Genomic DNA, 18,246 nt, shown 5'->3' with positions numbered 1-18,246 from the left:
CCAAAAGTTTCTGGATTTCGTCGCATTCGGACGCGATATCGCCGTCAACAAGGAGACGGAAGCGTGACGGACTGGATCGACCTGGAGGCGCGGATACGCGCGCATTCGCCTTTTCTGGCGCGGCAGATGGACCGCTATCCGGCCGTCGTCGCGCTGCTGGCGGCGGGCGATTTCGACGCGGCGATGGCGGCGGCGCAGGCGCAGGGCGTGCCGGAGGACGGCGTGGCCAAATCGCTGCGGCGGCGGCGCGGGGCGATCGCGCTGGTGACGGCGGCAGCAGACCTGGCCGGGGCCTGGGACATGGACCGGGTGACGCGCACCCTGTCCGACTTTGCCGACCAGGCGCTGGAGGAGGCGCTGGCGGCGACCTTCGCCGAACGCTATCCCGATGCCGTGCCACAGGGGTTCGTCGTGCTGGCGCTGGGCAAGCATGGCAGCCGGGAACTCAATTATTCGTCCGATATCGACCCGATCCTGCTCTATGATCCCACCACCCTGCCACATGGCGAGCGGGAGGATGTGGCCGACGCGGCGGTACGGATCGGTCGGCGGGTCAGCGAGATACTGAACGCGCGTGATGGCGACGGCTATGTCTTCCGCGTCGACCTGCGGCTGCGGCCGTCCCCGGAAGCCACGCCGATCGCGCTGCCGGTGGAGGCGGCGATCGGCTATTATGAATCGACCGCGATGGGATGGGAGCAGGCCGCCTTCATTCGCGCCCGGCCGGCGGCGGGCGACATGGCGCTGGGCGATTATTTTCTGCGCCAGATCCGCCCTTTCGTGTGGCGACGCAGCCTGGACTTCGGTGCGATCGACGCGATCACCGACATCAGCCGGCGCATCCGCGACCATTATGCGCAGGGGCAGGCGTTCGGGCCGGGCTATGACCTGAAGCGCGGGCGCGGCGGCATTCGCGAGGTGGAGTTTTTCGCGCAGGTCCATCAGCTGATCCATGGCGGGCGCGACCCTAGTTTGCGGTCGGGCCATACGCGCACGGCGCTGCGGGCGCTGGCGGCGGCGGGCGTGATCGAGGCGGAGGTGGCCGCGCGGCTGGACGAGGCCTATGTCCTGTTCCGCACGATCGAGCATCGCTTGCAGATGGTCGAGGATCGCCAGACCCATGAACTGCCCAAGAATCCGGACTCGCTGGATAATGTCGCGCGCTTGCACGGCCTGACGGACGGGGCGGCGCTGCTCGACCTGCTGCGGCCCCATGTCGAATGGGTCGGCGCCAATTATGACCGGCTGACCGCCGCGCCCGACGATGGCAGCCTGTCGCATGACGAGGACAGGCTGAAGGCGCAGCTCAAGGAGATGGGCTTTGCCGATGCCGACTGGGCGGCGGCGCGGGTCGCCCATTGGCGCGACGGCACGATCCGCTCGCTGCGGAGCGGCGCATCGCGCGAGGCGCTGGAGCGGCTGTTGCCGGTGCTGATGCCGGCGCTTGCCACCGCGCCCGATCCGGGCCGGGCGCTCAACCGGCTGGACGACATGATCGGCCGGCTGCCGAGCGCGATCAATTTCTTCAAGCTGCTGGGTGCGCGACCGGGGCTGGTCGAACTGCTGGCGGAGATATTGAGCCATGCGCCGGCGCTGGCCGATGTGCTGAGCCGCCGGGTCGAACTGCTCGAAGGGCTGATCGATGCGTCGGCCTTCGACCCGGTGCCGCCGGTCGATGTCCTGGCACAGCAATTTTCCGCGCTGGAGGCGGGCGAGGATTATCAGGCCCTGCTCGACCGGGTGCGGCAGCGGGTGAATGATCGCCGCTTCGCGCTGGGCGTGCAGATCGTGCGCGGCGGCGATCCGCTGGAAGCCGGGCGCGGCTATGGCCGGGTTGCGGAAGCGGCGATCGAGGCGCTGGCGGGGGCCACCGTCGCCGAGTTCGAGAGCGCGCATGGCAAGGTGCCGGGCGGCGAGATGGTGATCCTGGCGCTGGGGCGGATGGGCGGCGGGGTGCTGACCCATGCGTCGGACCTGGACCTGGTCTATCTCTTCACCGGCGATTTCCTGACGGAATCGGATGGGGCGCGGCCGCTGGGCGCGACCCAATATTTCAACCGCCTTGGCCAGCGCATCACCAATGCGCTGTCGGTATCGACGGCGGCGGGGCCGCTTTATGAGGTGGATACGCGGCTGCGGCCGTCGGGCGCGCAGGGCCTGCTGGCGGTCAGCCTCGACAGTTTCGCCAAATATCAGCGCGAGGAAGCCTGGACCTGGGAGCATCTGGCGCTGACGCGGGCGCGGCCGGTGTTCGGATCGGCGCAGGCGCGTAGCGCGCTGGAGGCGATCCTGACCGAGACGCTGCAACGGCCGCGCGACTTCGACGAACTGGCGCGGCAGGCGGTGAAGATGCGCGGCGACATTGCCCGGCACAAGCCGCCGGCAAGCGAGCTGGACGTCAAGCTGGTGCCCGGCGGACTGGTCGACATCGAGTTCCTGATCCACATCAGCCAGTTCCATTATCGCCTGGGGTTCGACCCGGATCTGGGCGAGGCGCTGGCCGAGTTGGTGGCGGCCGGCCATCTGCCCGCCGAGCTGATCCCGGCGCAGGAGCTGATCACCCGCTTCCTGATCGTGTCGCGGCTGGTATCGCCCAAGTCGACCGAGCCGCCGGAGGCGACCCGGCCGCTGGTGGCGCGGGCCTGTGGCGCGGCCGATTGGGACGCGCTGCTTGAAAGCTATGCCAAGGCCCGGCAAAGCGTCGGCGACGCATGGCGCGCGCTGGCCGCGCCCTATCAGGAGGATCAAGATGCTTGAACAGGGAGCGATGCTGCCCGACGTGGCGCTGAAGGATGCGGATGGCGCGGACTTCAGCCTGGCGCGCTATCGCGGCAAGCCGGTGGTGGTCTATTTCTATCCCAAGGCGGATACGCCCGGCTGCACCAGCGAGGCGAAGGACTTCACCGAACTGGCGAACGAATTTGCAGCGCTGGGCGTGGCGGTGGTTGGCGTGTCGAAGGATAAGCCGGCAAAGCTGCAGAAGTTCGGCGACAAATATGGGCTGGCGGTGACGCTGGCGTCGGACGAGCCGGGCACGGCGTGCGAGGCGTTCGGCACCTGGGTCGAAAAGTCGCTCTATGGCCGCCAATATATGGGGATCGCGCGGGCGACCTTCCTGGCGGACGCGGACGGCAAGGTCGTGCGGGTCTGGCCCAAGGTGAAGGTCAAGGGCCATGCCGCCGAGGTGCTGGAGGCGGCGAAGGCGCTTTGACCCTGCCACCTGCGATTGATTCCGTGGGCGCGGGGTGTGCCCATGTGCTGACCATTGCCGACCCGACCGCCAAGCTGATGGCGGCGCGGGCGGTGGCGCGTAGCTGGCGACTGGGCCGGCTGGCGCATCGGTTCGACGTGGCGATGCCCGATCGGCCGGCCCGGCCCGATGCGCCCGAACTGCTGCCGCCGGGGCAAATGCCCAAGCGCAGCAAGATGGGCACGGATCGCGGGCGGATCGCGATGCTGCACGCGCTGGCGCATATCGAGTTTGTCGCGATCGACCTGGCGTTCGACCTGATCGGGCGGTTCGGCGGCGAATTTCCGGCAGGCTTTACCGATGAATGGATGCGGGTCGGCGCGGACGAGGCGATGCATTTCGCGCTGCTCGACCGGCGGCTGCGGCAACTGGGGAGCCATTATGGCGCGTTGCCCGCGCATGACGGGCTGTGGCAGGCGGCGAGCGAGACGGCGGGCGATGCGCTGGCGCGGCTGGCCGTGGTGCCGATGGTGCTGGAGGCGCGGGCGCTGGATATCACGCCGGCCACGATCGCGCGGTTCGAGGGGGTGGGCGACCATATATCCGCAAGGATGTTGCAGCGGATCATGACGGATGAGATTCGCCATGTGTCGGCCGGGACGACATGGTTCAACCAGGCGACGAACCGATTGGGGCTAGACCCCGTCAAACATTACCAAATCCTTGTGAAACGCCATTTTCGGGGGAGCGTTAAGCCACCGTTCAACGACTCGGCGCGTCGGCAGGCCGGTTTGACGCGGGATTTCTACGACGCGCTTGCAAGCTGAGCGGCGATTTGCAGTCTGCATCCAGCGGGGGCGATCTAGGTCGCCATTTTATTGAACATGGGGAACCCACGAGAGGCAAAAGCCTTCGCGGGCATAAGTCGGGGTCGGCATGTTGATTCTTCGTACTGTGAATGCGCTGGGTGCGCGTTGGTTCCAATCGGCCAGCAAGACGGCCAAGATTTTCGGGATGGTAGGCGTGATGTGCGCCGCAGCCCCGGCCAACGCCAAGGATGAAGATGATCCCTATGGCGACGCGTCGGAAATCAACACCAGCGCGCTCGGCCCGGCCGATGTCGGCTTCTCCAATATCTTCTCCAGCCTGCAGCGCATGGACGGCAACGCCAAGACCGCGGCCTATATCCCCTCGGGCCGCCCGGTCGAGAAGCTGTCGCTGACCTCGAACTTCGGCGTGCGTTCCGACCCGTTCAACCGCAGCGCCCGCATGCACAAGGGGATCGATATCCCCGGCCCGATCGGCACCCCGATCCACGCGACCGCAGACGGCATCATCAGCCGCGCCGGCTGGGCCAGCGGTTATGGTAACCTGGTCCAGATCTCGCACGGCAATGGCATGGAAACCCGCTACGGCCATATGTCCAAGCTGCTGGTTGCGCCCAACTCCTATGTCCATCGCGGCCAGGTGATCGGCCTGATGGGGTCGACCGGCCGTTCGACCGGCAGCCACCTCCATTATGAAGTCCGCGTCGATGGCGCGGCGATCAACCCGATCCCGTTCGTCGCCGGTCCCGATTATCTGATCGCGATGAACACCAAGCCGCCGGTCGCCATGGGCGGCCCGACCAAGGCGGACGAAAAGGCCGTCGACTGATCGACCGCTTTTGATCCCGACTTTTCCAAAGCCCCGGCGCCCATGGGTTGCCGGGGCTTTTGCTTGATCCTATCTAGGCGCCATGGCCGATATTGACCTCACCCCCTCCGCTGCTGCGCGCGTCGCGGCGATCGCCGCCAAGCAGGGCAAGCCCGCCATATTGCGGCTGGCCGTGGAAGGCGGCGGCTGTTCGGGCTTCCAATATCGCTTTGGCCTGGCCGAGCAGGTGGAGGCCGAGGATCTGGCGGTGGAGCGCGATGGCGTGACGCTGGTCGTGGACGATGTCAGTCTGGACCTGGTGCGCGGCTCTGCGGTCGATTTCGTGTCAGACCTGGGCGGCGCGGCGTTCAAGGTGACCAATCCCAACGCGACCGCCGGTTGCGGCTGCGGCACCAGCTTCTCGGTCTGATCGGCGCATTGGCTTGTAGACGCAGCCCACTTCTCTAAAGGGAAGTGGACAGCGAACGAGACAGGTCCATTATGCGTATCGCCACCTTCAACATCAACGGCATCAAGGCGCGGCTGCCGCGCCTGCTGGAATGGCTGGACGAGACCCGGCCTGATATTGCCTGCCTGCAGGAAATCAAGACGTCCGACGAGACCTTCCCGGTCAAGGATATCGAGGATGCCGGCTATGGCGTGATCTGGCACGGGCAGAAGGGCTTTAACGGCGTGGCCATCCTGGCGCGCGGCGACCAGCCGGTGGAAGTGCGCCGCGGCCTGGAGGGCGAGCCCGAGGACGAGCAGAGCCGCTATCTGGAAGCCGATGTGAAGGGGGTGCGGGTCGCCAGCATCTACCTGCCCAACGGCAATCCCCAGCCGGGGCCGAAATTCGATTACAAGCTGCGCTGGATGAAGCGGCTGCGGGAGCGGGCGGCGGAAATCTGGGCGGAGGAAGTGCCCGCCATCCTGGCCGGCGACTATAATGTCATCCCGCGCGACGTGGACATCTATTCGCCCAAGGCGATGGCGGACGATGCGCTGATGCAGCCCGAAAGCCGGGAGGCCTATCGCCGGCTGCTGGGCGACGGCTGGACCGATTCGATCCTGACCCGCCATCCGGCCGGGGGCGTGTGGACCTATTGGGACTATCAGGCCGGCGCCTGGCCGCGCGACGCGGGCTTCCGCATCGACCATCTGCTGCTGAGCCCGGCGGCCGCCGACCGGCTGGTCGATGCCCAGGTCGACAAGGCGTTTCGTGGCCGGGAAAAGGCGAGCGACCATGCGCCGACCTGGGTCGAACTGCGCGATATCTGAATTTAATCCGGATATTATTGACTCTATTATATCCGGGTAATAAAATCCGTGTCGAAGGAGATTCGGCATGGATCGCACATTGACGGCCTTTTCGGGCGACTATTGGATCGCGACCGGCGACGAGGATGAGGTGCGCGCGGCGCTGCGTGCGATGGGGGACGACGCGCAGAATATCCTGCTGTTCGACGATCGCACCGGACGGCAGGTGGATATCGACCTGCAGGCCGATGCGGCACCGCGGGGGCGGGGGCGACCCAAGATGGGGGTGCAGGCGCGCGAGATCACCCTGCTGCCGCGCCATTGGGACTGGCTGGCGGCGCAGCCGCGCGGCGCCTCCGCCACGTTGCGGCAACTGGTGGAGGATGCGATGAAGGCGGGCGCGGACAGGCCGTCGCCCCGCGCGGCGATGGACGCGGCCTATCATTTCCTGACCGCGATGGCGGGCGACCGGCCCGGCTATGAAGCGGCGATCCGTGCGCTTTATGCCAGGGACAGGGCGGCGTTCGACGCGGCGGCGGAAGGCTGGCCCGGCGCGATCCGGGCGCATGGTCTGGCGCTGGCGGAGCCGGCCTTTTCCGCCTAGCCTGCGCATCGCAATGATCGGAGAGGCTGGATGGCGGACGATTTCCTTCGGGGCATAGTGCATGAGGCGGCCGACGACATGCAGGCGGCGATCCGGGCCGATGCCGGCATCTTCGCGCTGTGGCAGGGGCTGACGCCGCTTGGCCGCAACGAGTTCATCTGCTGGGTCGAGGATGCCAAGCAGGCCGCGACCCGCGCGCGACGCATTGCACGCACTGTCGAGGAGTTGCAGGAGGGCAAGAAGCGGCCCTGCTGCTGGGCCGGCTGCATCCACCGCACCGACAAGGCGCCAAGCCGCTGGCAGCAGGCGGTGCTGATCGAGGGGAGGGGGAAGCGGCGCTAGGCCGGCGTGGACAGATTCGACGCTCGCCGACGGGCCGGGATGGGTGGTTTCCCGCCTTTCCCCTCCCGTAAACGGGAGGGGCAGCGAGACTTGCGCGCGCAGCGCGCTAGTCGCAGCGGGGTGGGCTTTCGCGACGTCCAGCCCACCCCCTAACCCCCTCCCGCCTGCGGGAGGGGGAACAGGTCCACTTCTGATCGTGTCGCGCCGGACAGTTTTTCCGGCCATAAGCGGACAGGCCGCTGCGGGGAGCGCTTTGTGCGATCGGCTCTGTGGACAGCGATCGAGGGTGGTTAGCTGCCGTTCGCTTTTAATGCCGCTATGCGATCTTGCATCCAGTCACGTTTGAACGTCGCGTAATTCGCGTCCCTTTGCCGAATGTCCGCGTCGTCTGCCCAATGGCTCAATTGCTGCCAAGCATCCTTCTCGACAGGACCAAGGGTCAACGGGTTCGGCACCGCGGCGTCAAGTTCTTCGTGTTCGATATCGCCGCCGTCAACGACACGCTGAAGCGCTTCTAGTAGGAAGGAACGAATGGTAGTCATTGGGCAAACATATGGCGATATGAAGCGACCGCAAGTGGTTGAAGCCTGCCAATCTCTACGGGCGTCATCCTGACGAAAATCAGGATCCATTCTGCGCTAGGTCAGATAGGGAGCGCTGAATGGATCCCGCATCGAATGCAGGATGACGGTGGGTTTGGCGGACGATCTTTGGCTTTACCAGAGTACGCCGTCGACCGGCTGGACCGGCGGAGGCCCTTCGCGGCCGAGGGTGTCGCACATGTCCGCTTCGATCGTGGTGGTGATGCTGTCGAGCGGGAGGTCGTGGACGTCGTTGCCGAACGGATCGACCAGGTCGTCGCCGATCTGCAGCACGGCAAGATACATGAAGCCCGCGACCGCCGATCCGACCGGGGTGGCGATGCCCAGCGTTTCGACCAGGCCGATCGGCAGCAGGATGCAGAAGAGCCGGGTAAAGAATTTGGGGAAGCTACGATATTGGGCGGGCAGCGGCGTGTTCTTGATCCGCTCCATGCCGCCCTGCGCGTTCGACATGTCGACCAGCAGCCGTTCGATCTGGGTCTGCTGGATGCTGTCGATCCAGCCATCCGCGCGCGCCTGTTCGACCCGGCGACCCGATCCGTCGAGCAGGCCGTTGGCGGGGTTACGGCGGCCCAGTTCCGGAATCTCCTCCGGAATCTCCGGGCCGGCGAGCACGCGGCGCACATCGGGCGCCGGATCGATCCGGCGGAGCTGGCAGCGCAGCGCTTGGACATAGGCGATATGGCGTTCGACCAGGGTCTGACGCAGGTCCGCCGTTTCGGCCCGGTCGGGGATGAAGTTCATCACCGCGCGTGCCCAGCTGCGCGAGACATTGACCATCGCACCCCACAGGATGCGGCCTTCCCACCAGCGCTGATAGGCGGAGTTGACGCGGAAGCCGAGTACCAGGGCGAGGGCGGTGCCGAAGATGGTGAGCGGCAGGGCCGGCGCCTTGAAGGGCGAGATGAAGTAGAAGATGGTGACCGCCAGATCCCAGAAGAACAGCGCGATCAGCGCGCGCCACGCGGTCTGGAAACTCTGGCGGATACGTGGAGCACGTCCGACGATCATAGGGGGAGCGGTTCTCTACAGGATCAGGCGATGTCCGTGCCGTCGGCTTCATCCAGTTTTAGCCAGGCATGGCGCAGCGCCATGCCGCCGATGATGCCGACCGCCTTCAGGATCGTCGCATAGATGGTGGGGGTGCTGTCGCTGATCGCCAGCCAGGCGCAGGCGAAGCAGAGCGCCATGGCGGCATAGATGGGCAGCGCCTCGATATCGTTCCAGGCAAGACGCTGATTGGTCTTGGGCGTGGGCGCGGCGCGCGTTGCGGCGAGCGTGCGGATCATGGCGGTCCTTTCCGAAATGGAGCCGACGGGCGGCCTTTGTTGGAAAAATGATGCGACGCACAAGCGAGGGTCAACGTGGTCCACGCCATGCAAGCCAGCCTTGCGGTAGCGGTAACGCCAGCAAAATTCCGTCGCATTTCCGTGCCGTTTGGGAGACGTGGCAATGTTTTCACACGGAACTGCAACCTTGCGCCTATTGCAATGCAGCGTAACGCGCATAGCTTTTTGCGCATGGCCGATCGCTATGCTGAAATCCTGTCCTTCGTGAAAATTGCCGAATCGGGCAGCCTGTCCGAAGCGGCCAAACGACTGGACCTGTCGCTTGCCGCGACCAGTCGCCGCCTGTCGCAACTGGAGTCGCGGCTGGGGGTGATGCTGGTGCGCCGCAACAGCCGGCACATGACGCTGACCCAGGAAGGGCAGATCTTCTACGAGAAGGCGGGGCAGGCGCTGTCCGACATCGACCAGGCGGAAAATGTCGTGATGCGCAACGCCACCGAACCGGTCGGGGCGCTGCGCGTGGTGACGACGCTGCATTCGGGCCGCAGCCGGCTGGCGCCATTGTTCCAGCATTATGCGACGCTGCACCCGGAGGTGGCGGTGCATCTGGAGGCGGCGGGGCAGGCGGCCAATATCGTCGAGACCGGCCATGACATCGCCATCTGTTTCGATCCGCCGCCCGACTGCGGCCTGATCATGAAGCGGCTGGCCGACAATCCGCGCATGCTCTGCGCCTCGCCCGAATATCTCAGCCGACGCGGCGTGCCGCGCACGATCGAGGATCTGGCCAGCCATGACCGGATCGTCATTGGCGGCGGGCAGGATATGTGGCGCGCGATCGACATGGATATGGGGCGGGACAACAGCCGGGCGAGCCGGGTGCTGAGCACCAATGATGGTGAACTGGCGCGGATGTGGGCGCTCAATGGCGCCGGTATTGTCATCAAGTCGCTATGGGCGGTGTCGGACGATCTGGAAGAGGGGCGGTTGCAGACGGTGCTGCCCGCCGTCGCGCTGCCGGAATCGCCGATCGTTGCCCTCTATCTGCCGGCGCAGGGGGACAGTGCCAAGGTGCGCAGTTGCCTCGACTTCCTAGCGCGCCATCTGAAGCCGGCCGAGGCAACCCCGGCCGCCGCCTGATGGCGCGCTGACTGGATTACAGCGTCTTTTCGTAGACCTGATAGATTTTGTTGACCCTGGATTCGATGGCGTCGGCGATCGCGTTCATGCCCTGATTATCGTCCAGCACCCAGCCGATCTCGCCCCGCGTCGCGCTGTAATGGGCCAGGGCGTTGCGGCGGATATATTCGATCATCATGAAGGCGAGCTGGCTGGCCATGCGAGTGGATTGCAGCCGCTGGACCACGCCCATCAGCGGCACGCGCATGGTGCGGACCTGCGGCTTGCGCAGCCAGCGCAGCAACTTGATCCAGCCGAACGGGAAGAGCGAACCGTTGAGCGGCTTCAACGCCTCGTTGAGGTCGGGCAGGGTCATCATGAAGGCGACCGGTTCGCCTTCCAGCTCCGCGATCATGATCAGATCCTCGAACACCAGCGGCTTCAATTTCTTGCCGGTGAAGGCGACTTCGGCGTCGGTGATCGGTACGAAGCCCCAATTCTTGCCCCAGGCGTCATTGAGGATGCCCAGGATGATCGCGGCTTCCTGATCGAATTTCGACTTGTCGACCTTACGGATGGTGATGCGCGCGCTCTTTTCGCCGGAGGCGACGATGCGCTCGATCAGCGGCGGGAAATTCTTGGTGATGTCCAGCTCATAGGTCTTGAGCTGCTTGACCGGCTGATAGCCGGCGCCTTCGACCATCGGTTGATAGGCGGCGCTGTTATGGCCCATCATCACCGTCGGCGGATGGTCATGGCCCTGGATCAGCAGGCCAGGTTCTTCCCAGATCGACAGCGAGATCGGGCCGAGCACGCGGGTCATGCCCTTGGCCTTGAGCCAGCCTTCGGCCGCGGTGATCAGGGCGGCGCCGGTTTCGGCATCTTCCGCCTCGAACAGGCCGAAATTGCCGGTGCCCGGACCCATGCCCTGTTCGACCGGCTGGGCCAGCGCCAGCTTGTCGAAATGCGCGGAAATGCGGCCGACCACCTTGTTCCCGCGCCTGGCGAGGAAATATTGGGCCTCGGCATGGTCGAAGAAGGGATTCTTGCCCGGCGTCAGCAGGCCGTAGACTTCGGACTTGAGCGGCGGCACCCAATTGGGATCATTGGCGTAGAGCCGCCAGGGCAGGTCGACAAAGGCCTTGAGATCGGCCTTGGAGGAAACGGGGGTGATGAGGAGATCGGTAGATGCCACGGCGCAGGCCCTTGAAGAAATGTGTCGAGCAGTTCGGCGCTTGTTTGCGGAATGTCAATCTCGGGCCGGGGCAGGAGCGCTAAGAGTCGGTCTGGAAATGCGCGTCTTGCGCATCTGTACCGGCCCACACCCTCACCCGGCCACCCAGACATGGTAGCCTGATGGGAGGTCGGGTGGGGGTGTGGGCCGGTGCGGCGCTTGAAAATGCGCTCTTTCGCGCATTTTCAAACAGCCCAAGCCGGGGTGAATATGTCACGTTGCTGCCACGATTGCAGCGCATTTGGAGTGTAGGGAAGGCAGCATGACTGTGCATGATCCCATTTTGGCCGCCGCGTCGCGTACGCGGTCGGCTATACCCGACGATACGAAGATGCTGCGCGCTGCCGCGGATCTGACGCGCACCCTGTCGACCGCGAACCCGGCCATCTACTGGCCGGACATGCTGGCGTCGGCGCTGATCGGCTATGGCGCGCTGGCCGGCGCGATTCTGGCCCAGAATGTGGCGATCGCGATCGGCTGCGCCCTGTTGTCGATGATGGCGCTCTATCGCGCGGCCAGCTTCATCCATGAGCTGACCCATATCCGCAAGGGCGCGCTGCCCGGCTTCCGCTTCGGCTGGAATCTGCTGGTCGGCATTCCGCTGATGATCCCGTCCTTCCTGTATGAAGGCGTGCATACCCAGCATCATGCCCGCACCCGTTATGGCACGGCGGAAGACCCGGAATATCTGCCGCTGGCGCTGATGAAGCCCTGGTCACTGCCCTTGTTCATCGTCGTCGCCGCGCTGGCGCCGGTTGGCCTGATCCTGCGCTTTGGCGTGCTGACGCCGCTCAGCCTCCTCATCCCGCCGCTGCGGCGCAAGGTGGTGGCGGAGTTTTCGGCGCTGTCGATCAATCCCGCCTATCGCCGCCGTGCGCCCGAGGGCGAGTTTGCCCGCATGTGGCATTGGCAGGAAGCGGGCGCCTGCCTGTTCGCGCTGGCGCTGGTCGGCAGCGTGTTCGCCTTCGGCTGGAAGCCCTTACTGGTCTATATGGCGATCCATTCGGCGATGACCGTCATCAACCAGTTGCGCACCCTGGTCGCCCATCTGTGGGAGAATGAGGGCGAGGCGATGACCGTGACGGCGCAATATCTGGATTCGGTCAATGTGCCGCCGCCCGGCACGCTGCCCGAACTGTGGGCGCCGGTCGGCCTGCGCTATCATGCGTTGCATCATCTGCTGCCGAGCGTGCCCTATCATAATCTGGCGGCCGCGCATCGGCAACTGATGGCGACGCTCGACATCGACTCGCCCTATCGCCAGGGCAATTATACCGGCATGTTCCCGCTGGTCGCCAAGATCGCCCGGAGCACGATGCACGCGCGCTGATCGCGGTGAATCGGGACAGGAAAGAAGGCCGGTGGAAATACTGGCCTTTTTTTGTGAGCGGATGAGGGAGACGGTTTGCAAGGCGACCGTGGGGCGACGCTTTTGCGGCGATCAGGTGGTCGCGATCCAACCGGCAAAGCGGAGGGCCTGGCTTCCAGAACAGGGAATGTCCGAGCAGGAAAACTGCGCACCGGGGATGGCGGGAAGCGACCAGAAGCAGACATTCCTCCCCGGCACGGGGAGGTGGCAGGCGCGGAGCGCCTGACGGAGGGGCAGGAGCCTATTAGTGCTGAGCTATTGGGCCTGTGCCCCTCCACCACTCGCTGCGCGAGTGGTCCCCCTCCCCGTACCGGGGAGGAATGTCTTGTTCCCACCCAACTCCACCACCCCAGCGAAGGCTGGGGACTCAGGCGGTGGTCGAGGGAGGGCGGGCGTCTCGCTATTCGTTGACGTGGCGTTCGCCTGCCTGAGATGCCAGCCTTCGCTGGCATGACGGGATTTGCCAGCCCTTAACCACGCCTATTCCTCGGTTCTGAACAGCACCGTCTCGCCGAGCAGCAGGAAGAGGAGGAAGGGCGCCCAGGCGGCGAGAATGGGGGGGTAGGCGCCCAGATTGCCCATGGCGAGCGAGAAATTGTCGGCGACGAAATAGGCGAAGCCCAGCGCCATGCCCATCACCGCGCGCAGGAAGAGCTGGCCCGAGCGGGCGAGGCCGAAGGCGGCGACGGAGCCGAGGATCGGCATCAGCACGGCCGAGAGCGGCCCGGACAGCTTGTGCCACAGGCTGCCTTCCAGTTCCGCGGTCGGTCGCCCGGCATCGTGCAGGTCGCCGATCGCCGCCTGCAACTCGCTGAAGGTCAGGGCGTCGGGATCGACCTTGGCCAGGGTGAACTGGTCGGGACGGATGTCGCTGCCGAAGCGCACGGTGCCGACATTCTGGAGCGTGCCGCGGGCGACGTCGAACTGGCGCGCGCCTTCCAGCACCCAGCTCTTGCTGGCGGCGTCATAATGGCCCTTGGGCGCGGTGATGATGGTGGTGAGGCTGTTGTTGATGCGGTTGAAGATCTCGACCTTGCGCAGCTGCACGTCCTGGCCATGGCCCGCGACGATTGCCGCGGTGACGAGATTATTGCCGTCGCGCACCCAGGGATTGGTCTTGATGCCGCTGTCCGCGGGCACGGGGCCGAAGTCGACCGCCTGCCAGGCGCTGAGCATCGCGGTCGAGCGGGCGACGATCCGTTCGTTGAAGGCGTAGCTGAGGACCGAGACGCCGAGTGCGGCGGCGATCAGCGGGGCGAGGATCTGCTGGGCGGAGAGGCCCGCCGCCTTCATCGCGATGATTTCGCTATTCTGGTTGAGCGTCGCCAGCATGATGAGGGTGCCGAGCAGCACCGAGAAGGGCAGGAAGCGGGCCACGATCTGGGGCGCGCGCAGGCCGACATAATGCCAGAGCTGTGCATCGCCATTGCCCGGATAGGCGAGGATGTCGCCCGAATTGCCGAGCAGGTCGAGCATCTGCAGCACGACCACCAGCATCGCCAGCACGGCGAGCGTGCGGGTCAGGAACAGCCGTACCATGTACCAGCTGATCTGGCGCGAGGGGAAGAAATCGAACTGCATGGGGTCAGGCTGCTCCTTGCGCCGGCTCGCCGCGCCTCGTCACGAAGCGCAGCAGGCGGCCGATCTGCTTGCCGAGCTTGGCGAAGGCATATTCCAGCGCCGCGATCGGCTGTCCGCCGGGGCGGTGGGCGATGACATGATACATCCAGAAGATCAGCCCGGATGCCAGCAGGAACGGCCCCCATAGCGCGATGATCGGGTCGATCTTGCCCAGCGAGCCGATGCTTTCGCCATATTGGTTGATCTTGTGATAGGTGACGATGAAGACGATCGAGAGGAACACGCCGAGCGCCGAGGTCGAGCGCTTGGGCGGGATCGCGAAGGCGAGCGCGGCCATCGGCAGCAGCATCATCATCACCACTTCGACCATGCGGAAATGGAAGTTGGAGCGGACCTCGTTGCGCAGCTTGGTCGGCGTGGCGGGATCGCGCCCCATCGAGAAGAGTTCGGGCAGGGTCTTTTCCCGGTCGACGTCGCGGCCGCGGAAATTCTCGATCTGCGGCAGGTCGATCGGCAGATCGTGGCTGGAGAAGGAGAGGATGCGCGGCGTCTTGTACTTGGGTGCATCGTTCACCAGCACGCCGTCGCGCAGGCGGAAGATGATGGTGTCGGGATCGTCGGTGGCGAGGAAGGCGCCCTGGGCCGCCGTGACCGCGACCGACTGGCCATCCTTGCCGACGGCGCGGACGAAGATGCCGCGCAGGTTGCGTCCTTCGTCCAGGCTGCGTTCGATCCGCAGGGTCATGCGCTTGCCCAGGCTGGTGAACTCGCCGACCTTGATCGACGCGCCCAGCGCGCCCGAGCGCAGTTCGAAGCGCAATGCCTCATAGGCGTGGCGGGACAAGGGCTGGACCCAGCCGACAATGCCGAGGTTGAGCAGGGCGAGGGCGAAGGCGAACATGTAGGGGACGCGCAGCAGCCGGCCATAGGAGAGGCCGACGGCGCGCATCACGTCGAGTTCGGACGAGGTGGCAAGCTTGCGGAAGGCGAGCAGGATGCCGAGCATCAGCCCGATCGGAATGCCGAGCGAGAGATATTCGGGCAGCATGTTGGCGAGCATGCGCCACACGACGCTGACGGGGCCGCCTTCGGCCGCGACAAAATCGAACAGGCTCAACATCTTGTCGAGCACCAGCAGCATCGCGGCGATCACCAGCGTGCCAAGCAATGGCAGCGCGATCAGGCGGGCGAGATATCGGTCGATGGCAGTCAGCATTTCTCTATGTCGTCGTCCCATCACCATGTTTTGGCCGCAAACCCCGCCCATATGCGAGTCAGCTAATAAAAGAGTCGCGGGGCGAACAGGGGCTCGCCGTCCGATCACATCGGGCGGCTATAGCTTCCAGGAGTCTGATGGTCATGTTGAAAGTTGCAATGGGTCTGATGCCGGTGGCGGTTCTGTTGGCCGCAACGCCTGCCTTGGCCCATGGTCAGGAAATCACGAACGATCTGTCCCGTTGCGCCGCGTCGGCCAAGGGGCCGGCGGTGCTGGTCGATGTGCGCGGCTTTGCCGAGGCGACCGGCCGCGTGCGCATGCAGTCCTATCACGCCACCAAGGCGAGCTGGCTGACCAAGGGCGAATGGCTGAACCGGATCGACACCGTGGTCCGCCCGTCCGAAGGCGGCATGCGATTCTGCATGCCGATCCCGGAGCCGGGCAAATACGGCATCGCCGTGCGGCATGACCGGGACGGCAATGGCAAGACGGACATTTCGCGGGATGGCGGCGGCTTTTCGAACAATCCGTCGATCAACATCTTCAATCTGGGCAAGCCGTCGGTCGACAAGGCCGCCTTCTATGCTGGACCGGGCGTGACCCGGATCACCATCAACCTCAAATATATGTAAGGTCGTCATGGTTCGCGTCGCGCTCCTGTCCAATCCCAAGTCCACGGGCAACCGGCAGACCCTGCCGCGCGTGCGCAGTTTTTGTGCCAACAACCCGGACATCTTCCATTATGAGGTCGAGCATGTCGACCAGATCGGCCGCGCGCTGCAGACGATTGCGCGGGTCGATCCGGCCGTCATCGTCATCAATGGCGGCGACGGGACGGTGCAGGCGGCGCTGACCGAACTCTATCAGGGCGAGCATTTCTGCGGTCGGGTGCCGCCGATCGCGGTGCTGCCCAATGGCAAGACCAACCTGATCGCGCTGGACTTGGGCATCCATGGCGACCCGATCAAGGCGCTGGAGCGCATCGTCGAGATCGCCAAGTCGGGGCTGGGCGACCATGTCGTGCAGCGCGAGCTGATCGCGCTGACCGACGGGCAGACGACCCGTCCGGTGCTGGGCATGTTCCTGGGCGGTGCGGGCCTGGCCGACTATATCCTCTATTGCCGGGACAAGATCTATCCGCTGGGCCTGTCCAACGGGTTCAGCCATTTCCTGACCGCGCTCGCCGTGCTGGCGTCGCTGGTTTTCGGCATTCGTGCCCGATTCCTGCCACAATCCAGCCACCCGGTCAGCATCTCGCTGATGCGCGAGGGGCAGCTGGCGGGGCGCTTTTCGGTCTTGATCGTGACCACGCTGGAGCGGCTGCTGCTGGGCGTCGATCCGGGTGACAGCCGTCGCGGCAACATGAAGCTGATGGCGGTCGACCAGAGCGTGTCGGCGCTGTTGCGCCTGGTGTGGGCCAGCGTCTTCCGCCGGATGGGCAAGCAGCAGATGCAGGGCATCCATCTGGAGCAGGGCGACACGATCCGCATCGAGGGTGCGCAGAGCAGCGTCATCCTGGACGGCGAAATCTTCCGCGCGTCGGAAGGCAAGCCGATACTGCTGCGCTCGACCGAACCGGTGCCCTTCCTGCGCCTGGCCGCCTGAGATCGGTCGAGCGGCGGGGGCTGTTTCGGCGCCCGCTGAATGGTCGAGATGGGTGGGGACAAGACATTCCTCCCCGGCACGGGGAGGGGGACCGCTCGCGTAGCGAGTGGTGGAGGGGCACAGGCCGGATAGCGCAGCGCAAGAGGCACCTGCCCCTCCGTCAGCGCTTCGCGCTGCCACCTCCCCGTTCCGGGGAGGAACGTCCGCTCCTGATCGTTTCACGACAATTTAGACTTGTCCTCGCCCCTAGTCGCGTGGCACCGCTACATCGACCGCGCCGGGGGCGATCTTTACCGTGACCGGGGTCTTTGCCAGCACTTCGCCGTCGATCGATATCTTTTGCGGCGGGTGGCAGGCGAGCTTGAACTGGCGGCCGTGAAATTCCTCCGTATGGGCATTGCGGTCGCGCAGCTTGAAGAATTTGGCATACCAGTCCCAGGCGAGGCGCGGCTTGGAGCGGCCGACGACGGCCTGGATCACGATCTCGCCGGTATCGACGGCAGCATGGTCCGACAGCTCCACCCCGCCATGATAGGGGCCGTTGAGGATGCGCACCTCGGTCGACCACAGGCGCCGTTCCTTGACGCCGTCGTCGATGGTCAGGCGGAAGGCGCGGAAGCCGACCGAGCATTTGACCGCCCAGAGCAGATAGCCGATGCGGCCGAGATAGCGTTTGAGCTTGTGCGGCACGGTTTGGCCGATCATCGGCGACAGGCCCAATGAAGCGGCGTTCACGAAATAGTCGCGATCGATCATGCCGAGGTCCACGCGGCGGCGCTGGCCGGTGGCGATGGCGCGGACCGCGCCATCGAGGTCGAGCGGCAGGCCCAATGTGCGGGCGAAGCTGTTGGCGGTGCCGAGCGGTAGCACGCCGAAGACGCAATCCTTGCCGACCAATTCGTCGACCGTGCCCGACATGGAGCCATCGCCGCCGCCGACGATGACCATCGGCGCGCCGCTCTCCACCGCCTGGCGGACGGTGGTGGCCATCTGTTCGGGGTCATCGACCGCATGGGCGGCGATCAGCTCGACGCCGGCGGCTTCGAGTTTTTCCCTTGCCTGATTGAAATTGTCCTGACCGCGTCGGCTATGGGCGTTGACGACGAGGATCGCCTGCTGGGGGAGCGTTTTCGTTTCCATGCCGCAATAACACCGCGCAACCAATTCGGGTCCATCGGAAACGAATAGCGATGGATTCGTTGG

19 protein-coding genes are annotated in these 18,246 nt (G+C 65.3%); 12 read left to right on the top strand and 7 right to left on the bottom strand.

Going from position 1 to position 18,246, the window contains the following annotated elements:
* Window positions 1-63: 63 nt before the first annotated feature.
* The 8 genes from E5554_RS20515 to E5554_RS20480 all read left to right on the top strand — a co-directional run bounded on the left by E5554_RS20515 (window position 64) and on the right by E5554_RS20480 (window position 7,028).
* Complete coding sequence (locus E5554_RS20515; RefSeq protein WP_136187915.1) at window positions 64-2,757, top strand: bifunctional [glutamine synthetase] adenylyltransferase/[glutamine synthetase]-adenylyl-L-tyrosine phosphorylase; 2,694 nt, start codon at window positions 64-66, stop codon at window positions 2,755-2,757.
* Window positions 2,750-3,211 (top strand): thioredoxin-dependent thiol peroxidase, encoded by a 462-nt coding sequence (bcp, locus tag E5554_RS20510; RefSeq protein WP_136187914.1) that lies wholly within the window; start codon window positions 2,750-2,752, stop codon window positions 3,209-3,211. The genes E5554_RS20515 and bcp overlap by 8 nt, the downstream gene beginning before the upstream one ends.
* Window positions 3,208-4,017 (top strand): ferritin-like domain-containing protein, encoded by an 810-nt coding sequence (locus E5554_RS20505; protein WP_136187913.1) that lies wholly within the window; start codon window positions 3,208-3,210, stop codon window positions 4,015-4,017. Before bcp ends, E5554_RS20505 begins: the two co-directional genes overlap by 4 nt.
* Before the next feature lie 109 nt (window positions 4,018-4,126).
* The gene (locus E5554_RS20500) at window positions 4,127-4,846 is read left to right on the top strand and encodes a M23 family metallopeptidase (RefSeq protein WP_210729778.1); all 720 of its coding nucleotides are present in this window, start codon (window positions 4,127-4,129) and stop codon (window positions 4,844-4,846) included.
* An 82-nt stretch (window positions 4,847-4,928) separates the two neighbouring features.
* Entirely contained in the window at window positions 4,929-5,255 is a 327-nt protein-coding gene (erpA, locus tag E5554_RS20495) for an iron-sulfur cluster insertion protein ErpA (RefSeq protein ID WP_004211010.1), read from the top strand.
* 71 nt (window positions 5,256-5,326) lie between these two features.
* Window positions 5,327-6,103 carry an exodeoxyribonuclease III gene (xth, locus tag E5554_RS20490; protein ID WP_004211011.1) on the top strand — a complete coding sequence of 259 codons (777 nt, stop codon included), beginning with the start codon at window positions 5,327-5,329 and terminating at the stop codon, window positions 6,101-6,103.
* Window positions 6,104-6,170: 67 nt separating this feature from the next.
* A complete protein-coding gene (locus E5554_RS20485; protein WP_136187912.1) occupies window positions 6,171-6,686 on the top strand; it encodes a DUF2239 family protein in 516 nt (171 codons plus the stop codon).
* 30 nt (window positions 6,687-6,716) lie between these two features.
* Window positions 6,717-7,028 carry a YdeI/OmpD-associated family protein gene (locus tag E5554_RS20480; RefSeq protein ID WP_136187911.1) on the top strand — a complete coding sequence of 104 codons (312 nt, stop codon included), beginning with the start codon at window positions 6,717-6,719 and terminating at the stop codon, window positions 7,026-7,028.
* A gap of 290 nt (window positions 7,029-7,318) precedes the next feature.
* Here the strand turns inward: E5554_RS20480 and E5554_RS23145 are convergent, their stop codons facing one another.
* The 3 genes from E5554_RS23145 to E5554_RS20470 form a co-directional block, all read right to left on the bottom strand.
* Window positions 7,319-7,570 (bottom strand): hypothetical protein, encoded by a 252-nt coding sequence (locus tag E5554_RS23145; RefSeq protein WP_168708745.1) that lies wholly within the window; start codon window positions 7,568-7,570, stop codon window positions 7,319-7,321.
* Between the two features lie 174 nt (window positions 7,571-7,744).
* Entirely contained in the window at window positions 7,745-8,641 is an 897-nt protein-coding gene (locus E5554_RS20475) for a bestrophin family ion channel (protein WP_069336090.1), read from the bottom strand.
* A 23-nt stretch (window positions 8,642-8,664) separates the two neighbouring features.
* Window positions 8,665-8,919 (bottom strand): hypothetical protein, encoded by a 255-nt coding sequence (locus E5554_RS20470; RefSeq protein ID WP_004211015.1) that lies wholly within the window; start codon window positions 8,917-8,919, stop codon window positions 8,665-8,667.
* 231 nt (window positions 8,920-9,150) lie between these two features.
* On the opposite strand from E5554_RS20470, the gene E5554_RS20465 reads away from it, so the two are divergent.
* Window positions 9,151-10,059, top strand: coding sequence for a LysR family transcriptional regulator (locus E5554_RS20465; RefSeq protein ID WP_136187910.1), 909 nt, complete (start codon window positions 9,151-9,153; stop codon window positions 10,057-10,059).
* A gap of 16 nt (window positions 10,060-10,075) precedes the next feature.
* Here E5554_RS20465 and E5554_RS20460 read toward each other — a convergent pair whose 3' ends face one another.
* Window positions 10,076-11,233: an N-acetyltransferase gene (locus tag E5554_RS20460; RefSeq protein WP_136187909.1), complete on the bottom strand. Its 1,158-nt coding sequence runs from the start codon at window positions 11,231-11,233 to the stop codon at window positions 10,076-10,078.
* Between the two features lie 301 nt (window positions 11,234-11,534).
* Between E5554_RS20460 and E5554_RS20455 the strand changes: the two genes are divergently transcribed.
* Window positions 11,535-12,602 carry a fatty acid desaturase gene (locus E5554_RS20455; protein ID WP_037517982.1) on the top strand — a complete coding sequence of 356 codons (1,068 nt, stop codon included), beginning with the start codon at window positions 11,535-11,537 and terminating at the stop codon, window positions 12,600-12,602.
* Window positions 12,603-13,121: 519 nt separating this feature from the next.
* On the opposite strand, the gene lptG is transcribed toward E5554_RS20455, so the two are convergent.
* Complete coding sequence (gene lptG, locus E5554_RS20450) at window positions 13,122-14,222, bottom strand: LPS export ABC transporter permease LptG (RefSeq protein WP_136187908.1); 1,101 nt, start codon at window positions 14,220-14,222, stop codon at window positions 13,122-13,124.
* 4 nt (window positions 14,223-14,226) lie between these two features.
* Window positions 14,227-15,438 (bottom strand): LPS export ABC transporter permease LptF, encoded by a 1,212-nt coding sequence (gene lptF / locus E5554_RS20445; protein WP_004211025.1) that lies wholly within the window; start codon window positions 15,436-15,438, stop codon window positions 14,227-14,229.
* Between the two features lie 137 nt (window positions 15,439-15,575).
* On the opposite strand from lptF, the gene E5554_RS20440 reads away from it, so the two are divergent.
* Both E5554_RS20440 and E5554_RS20435 read left to right on the top strand, forming a co-directional pair.
* Window positions 15,576-16,070 carry a DUF2141 domain-containing protein gene (locus tag E5554_RS20440; protein ID WP_010337967.1) on the top strand — a complete coding sequence of 165 codons (495 nt, stop codon included), beginning with the start codon at window positions 15,576-15,578 and terminating at the stop codon, window positions 16,068-16,070.
* 7 nt (window positions 16,071-16,077) lie between these two features.
* Window positions 16,078-17,043, top strand: coding sequence for an acylglycerol kinase family protein (locus tag E5554_RS20435; RefSeq protein ID WP_010337966.1), 966 nt, complete (start codon window positions 16,078-16,080; stop codon window positions 17,041-17,043).
* A gap of 246 nt (window positions 17,044-17,289) precedes the next feature.
* On the opposite strand, the gene E5554_RS20430 is transcribed toward E5554_RS20435, so the two are convergent.
* On the bottom strand, window positions 17,290-18,183 hold the full coding sequence (locus tag E5554_RS20430) for a YegS/Rv2252/BmrU family lipid kinase (RefSeq protein ID WP_136187907.1): 894 nt from the start codon (window positions 18,181-18,183) through the stop codon (window positions 17,290-17,292).
* Between the last annotated feature and the right edge of the window lie 63 nt (window positions 18,184-18,246).

The organism is Sphingobium sp. PAMC28499 (assembly GCF_004795815.1).
Lineage (GTDB): Bacteria > Pseudomonadota > Alphaproteobacteria > Sphingomonadales > Sphingomonadaceae > Sphingobium > Sphingobium yanoikuyae.
The sequence above is the reverse complement of the archived record's forward strand: the minus strand, read 5'-3'. Positions and strand labels throughout refer to the sequence as shown.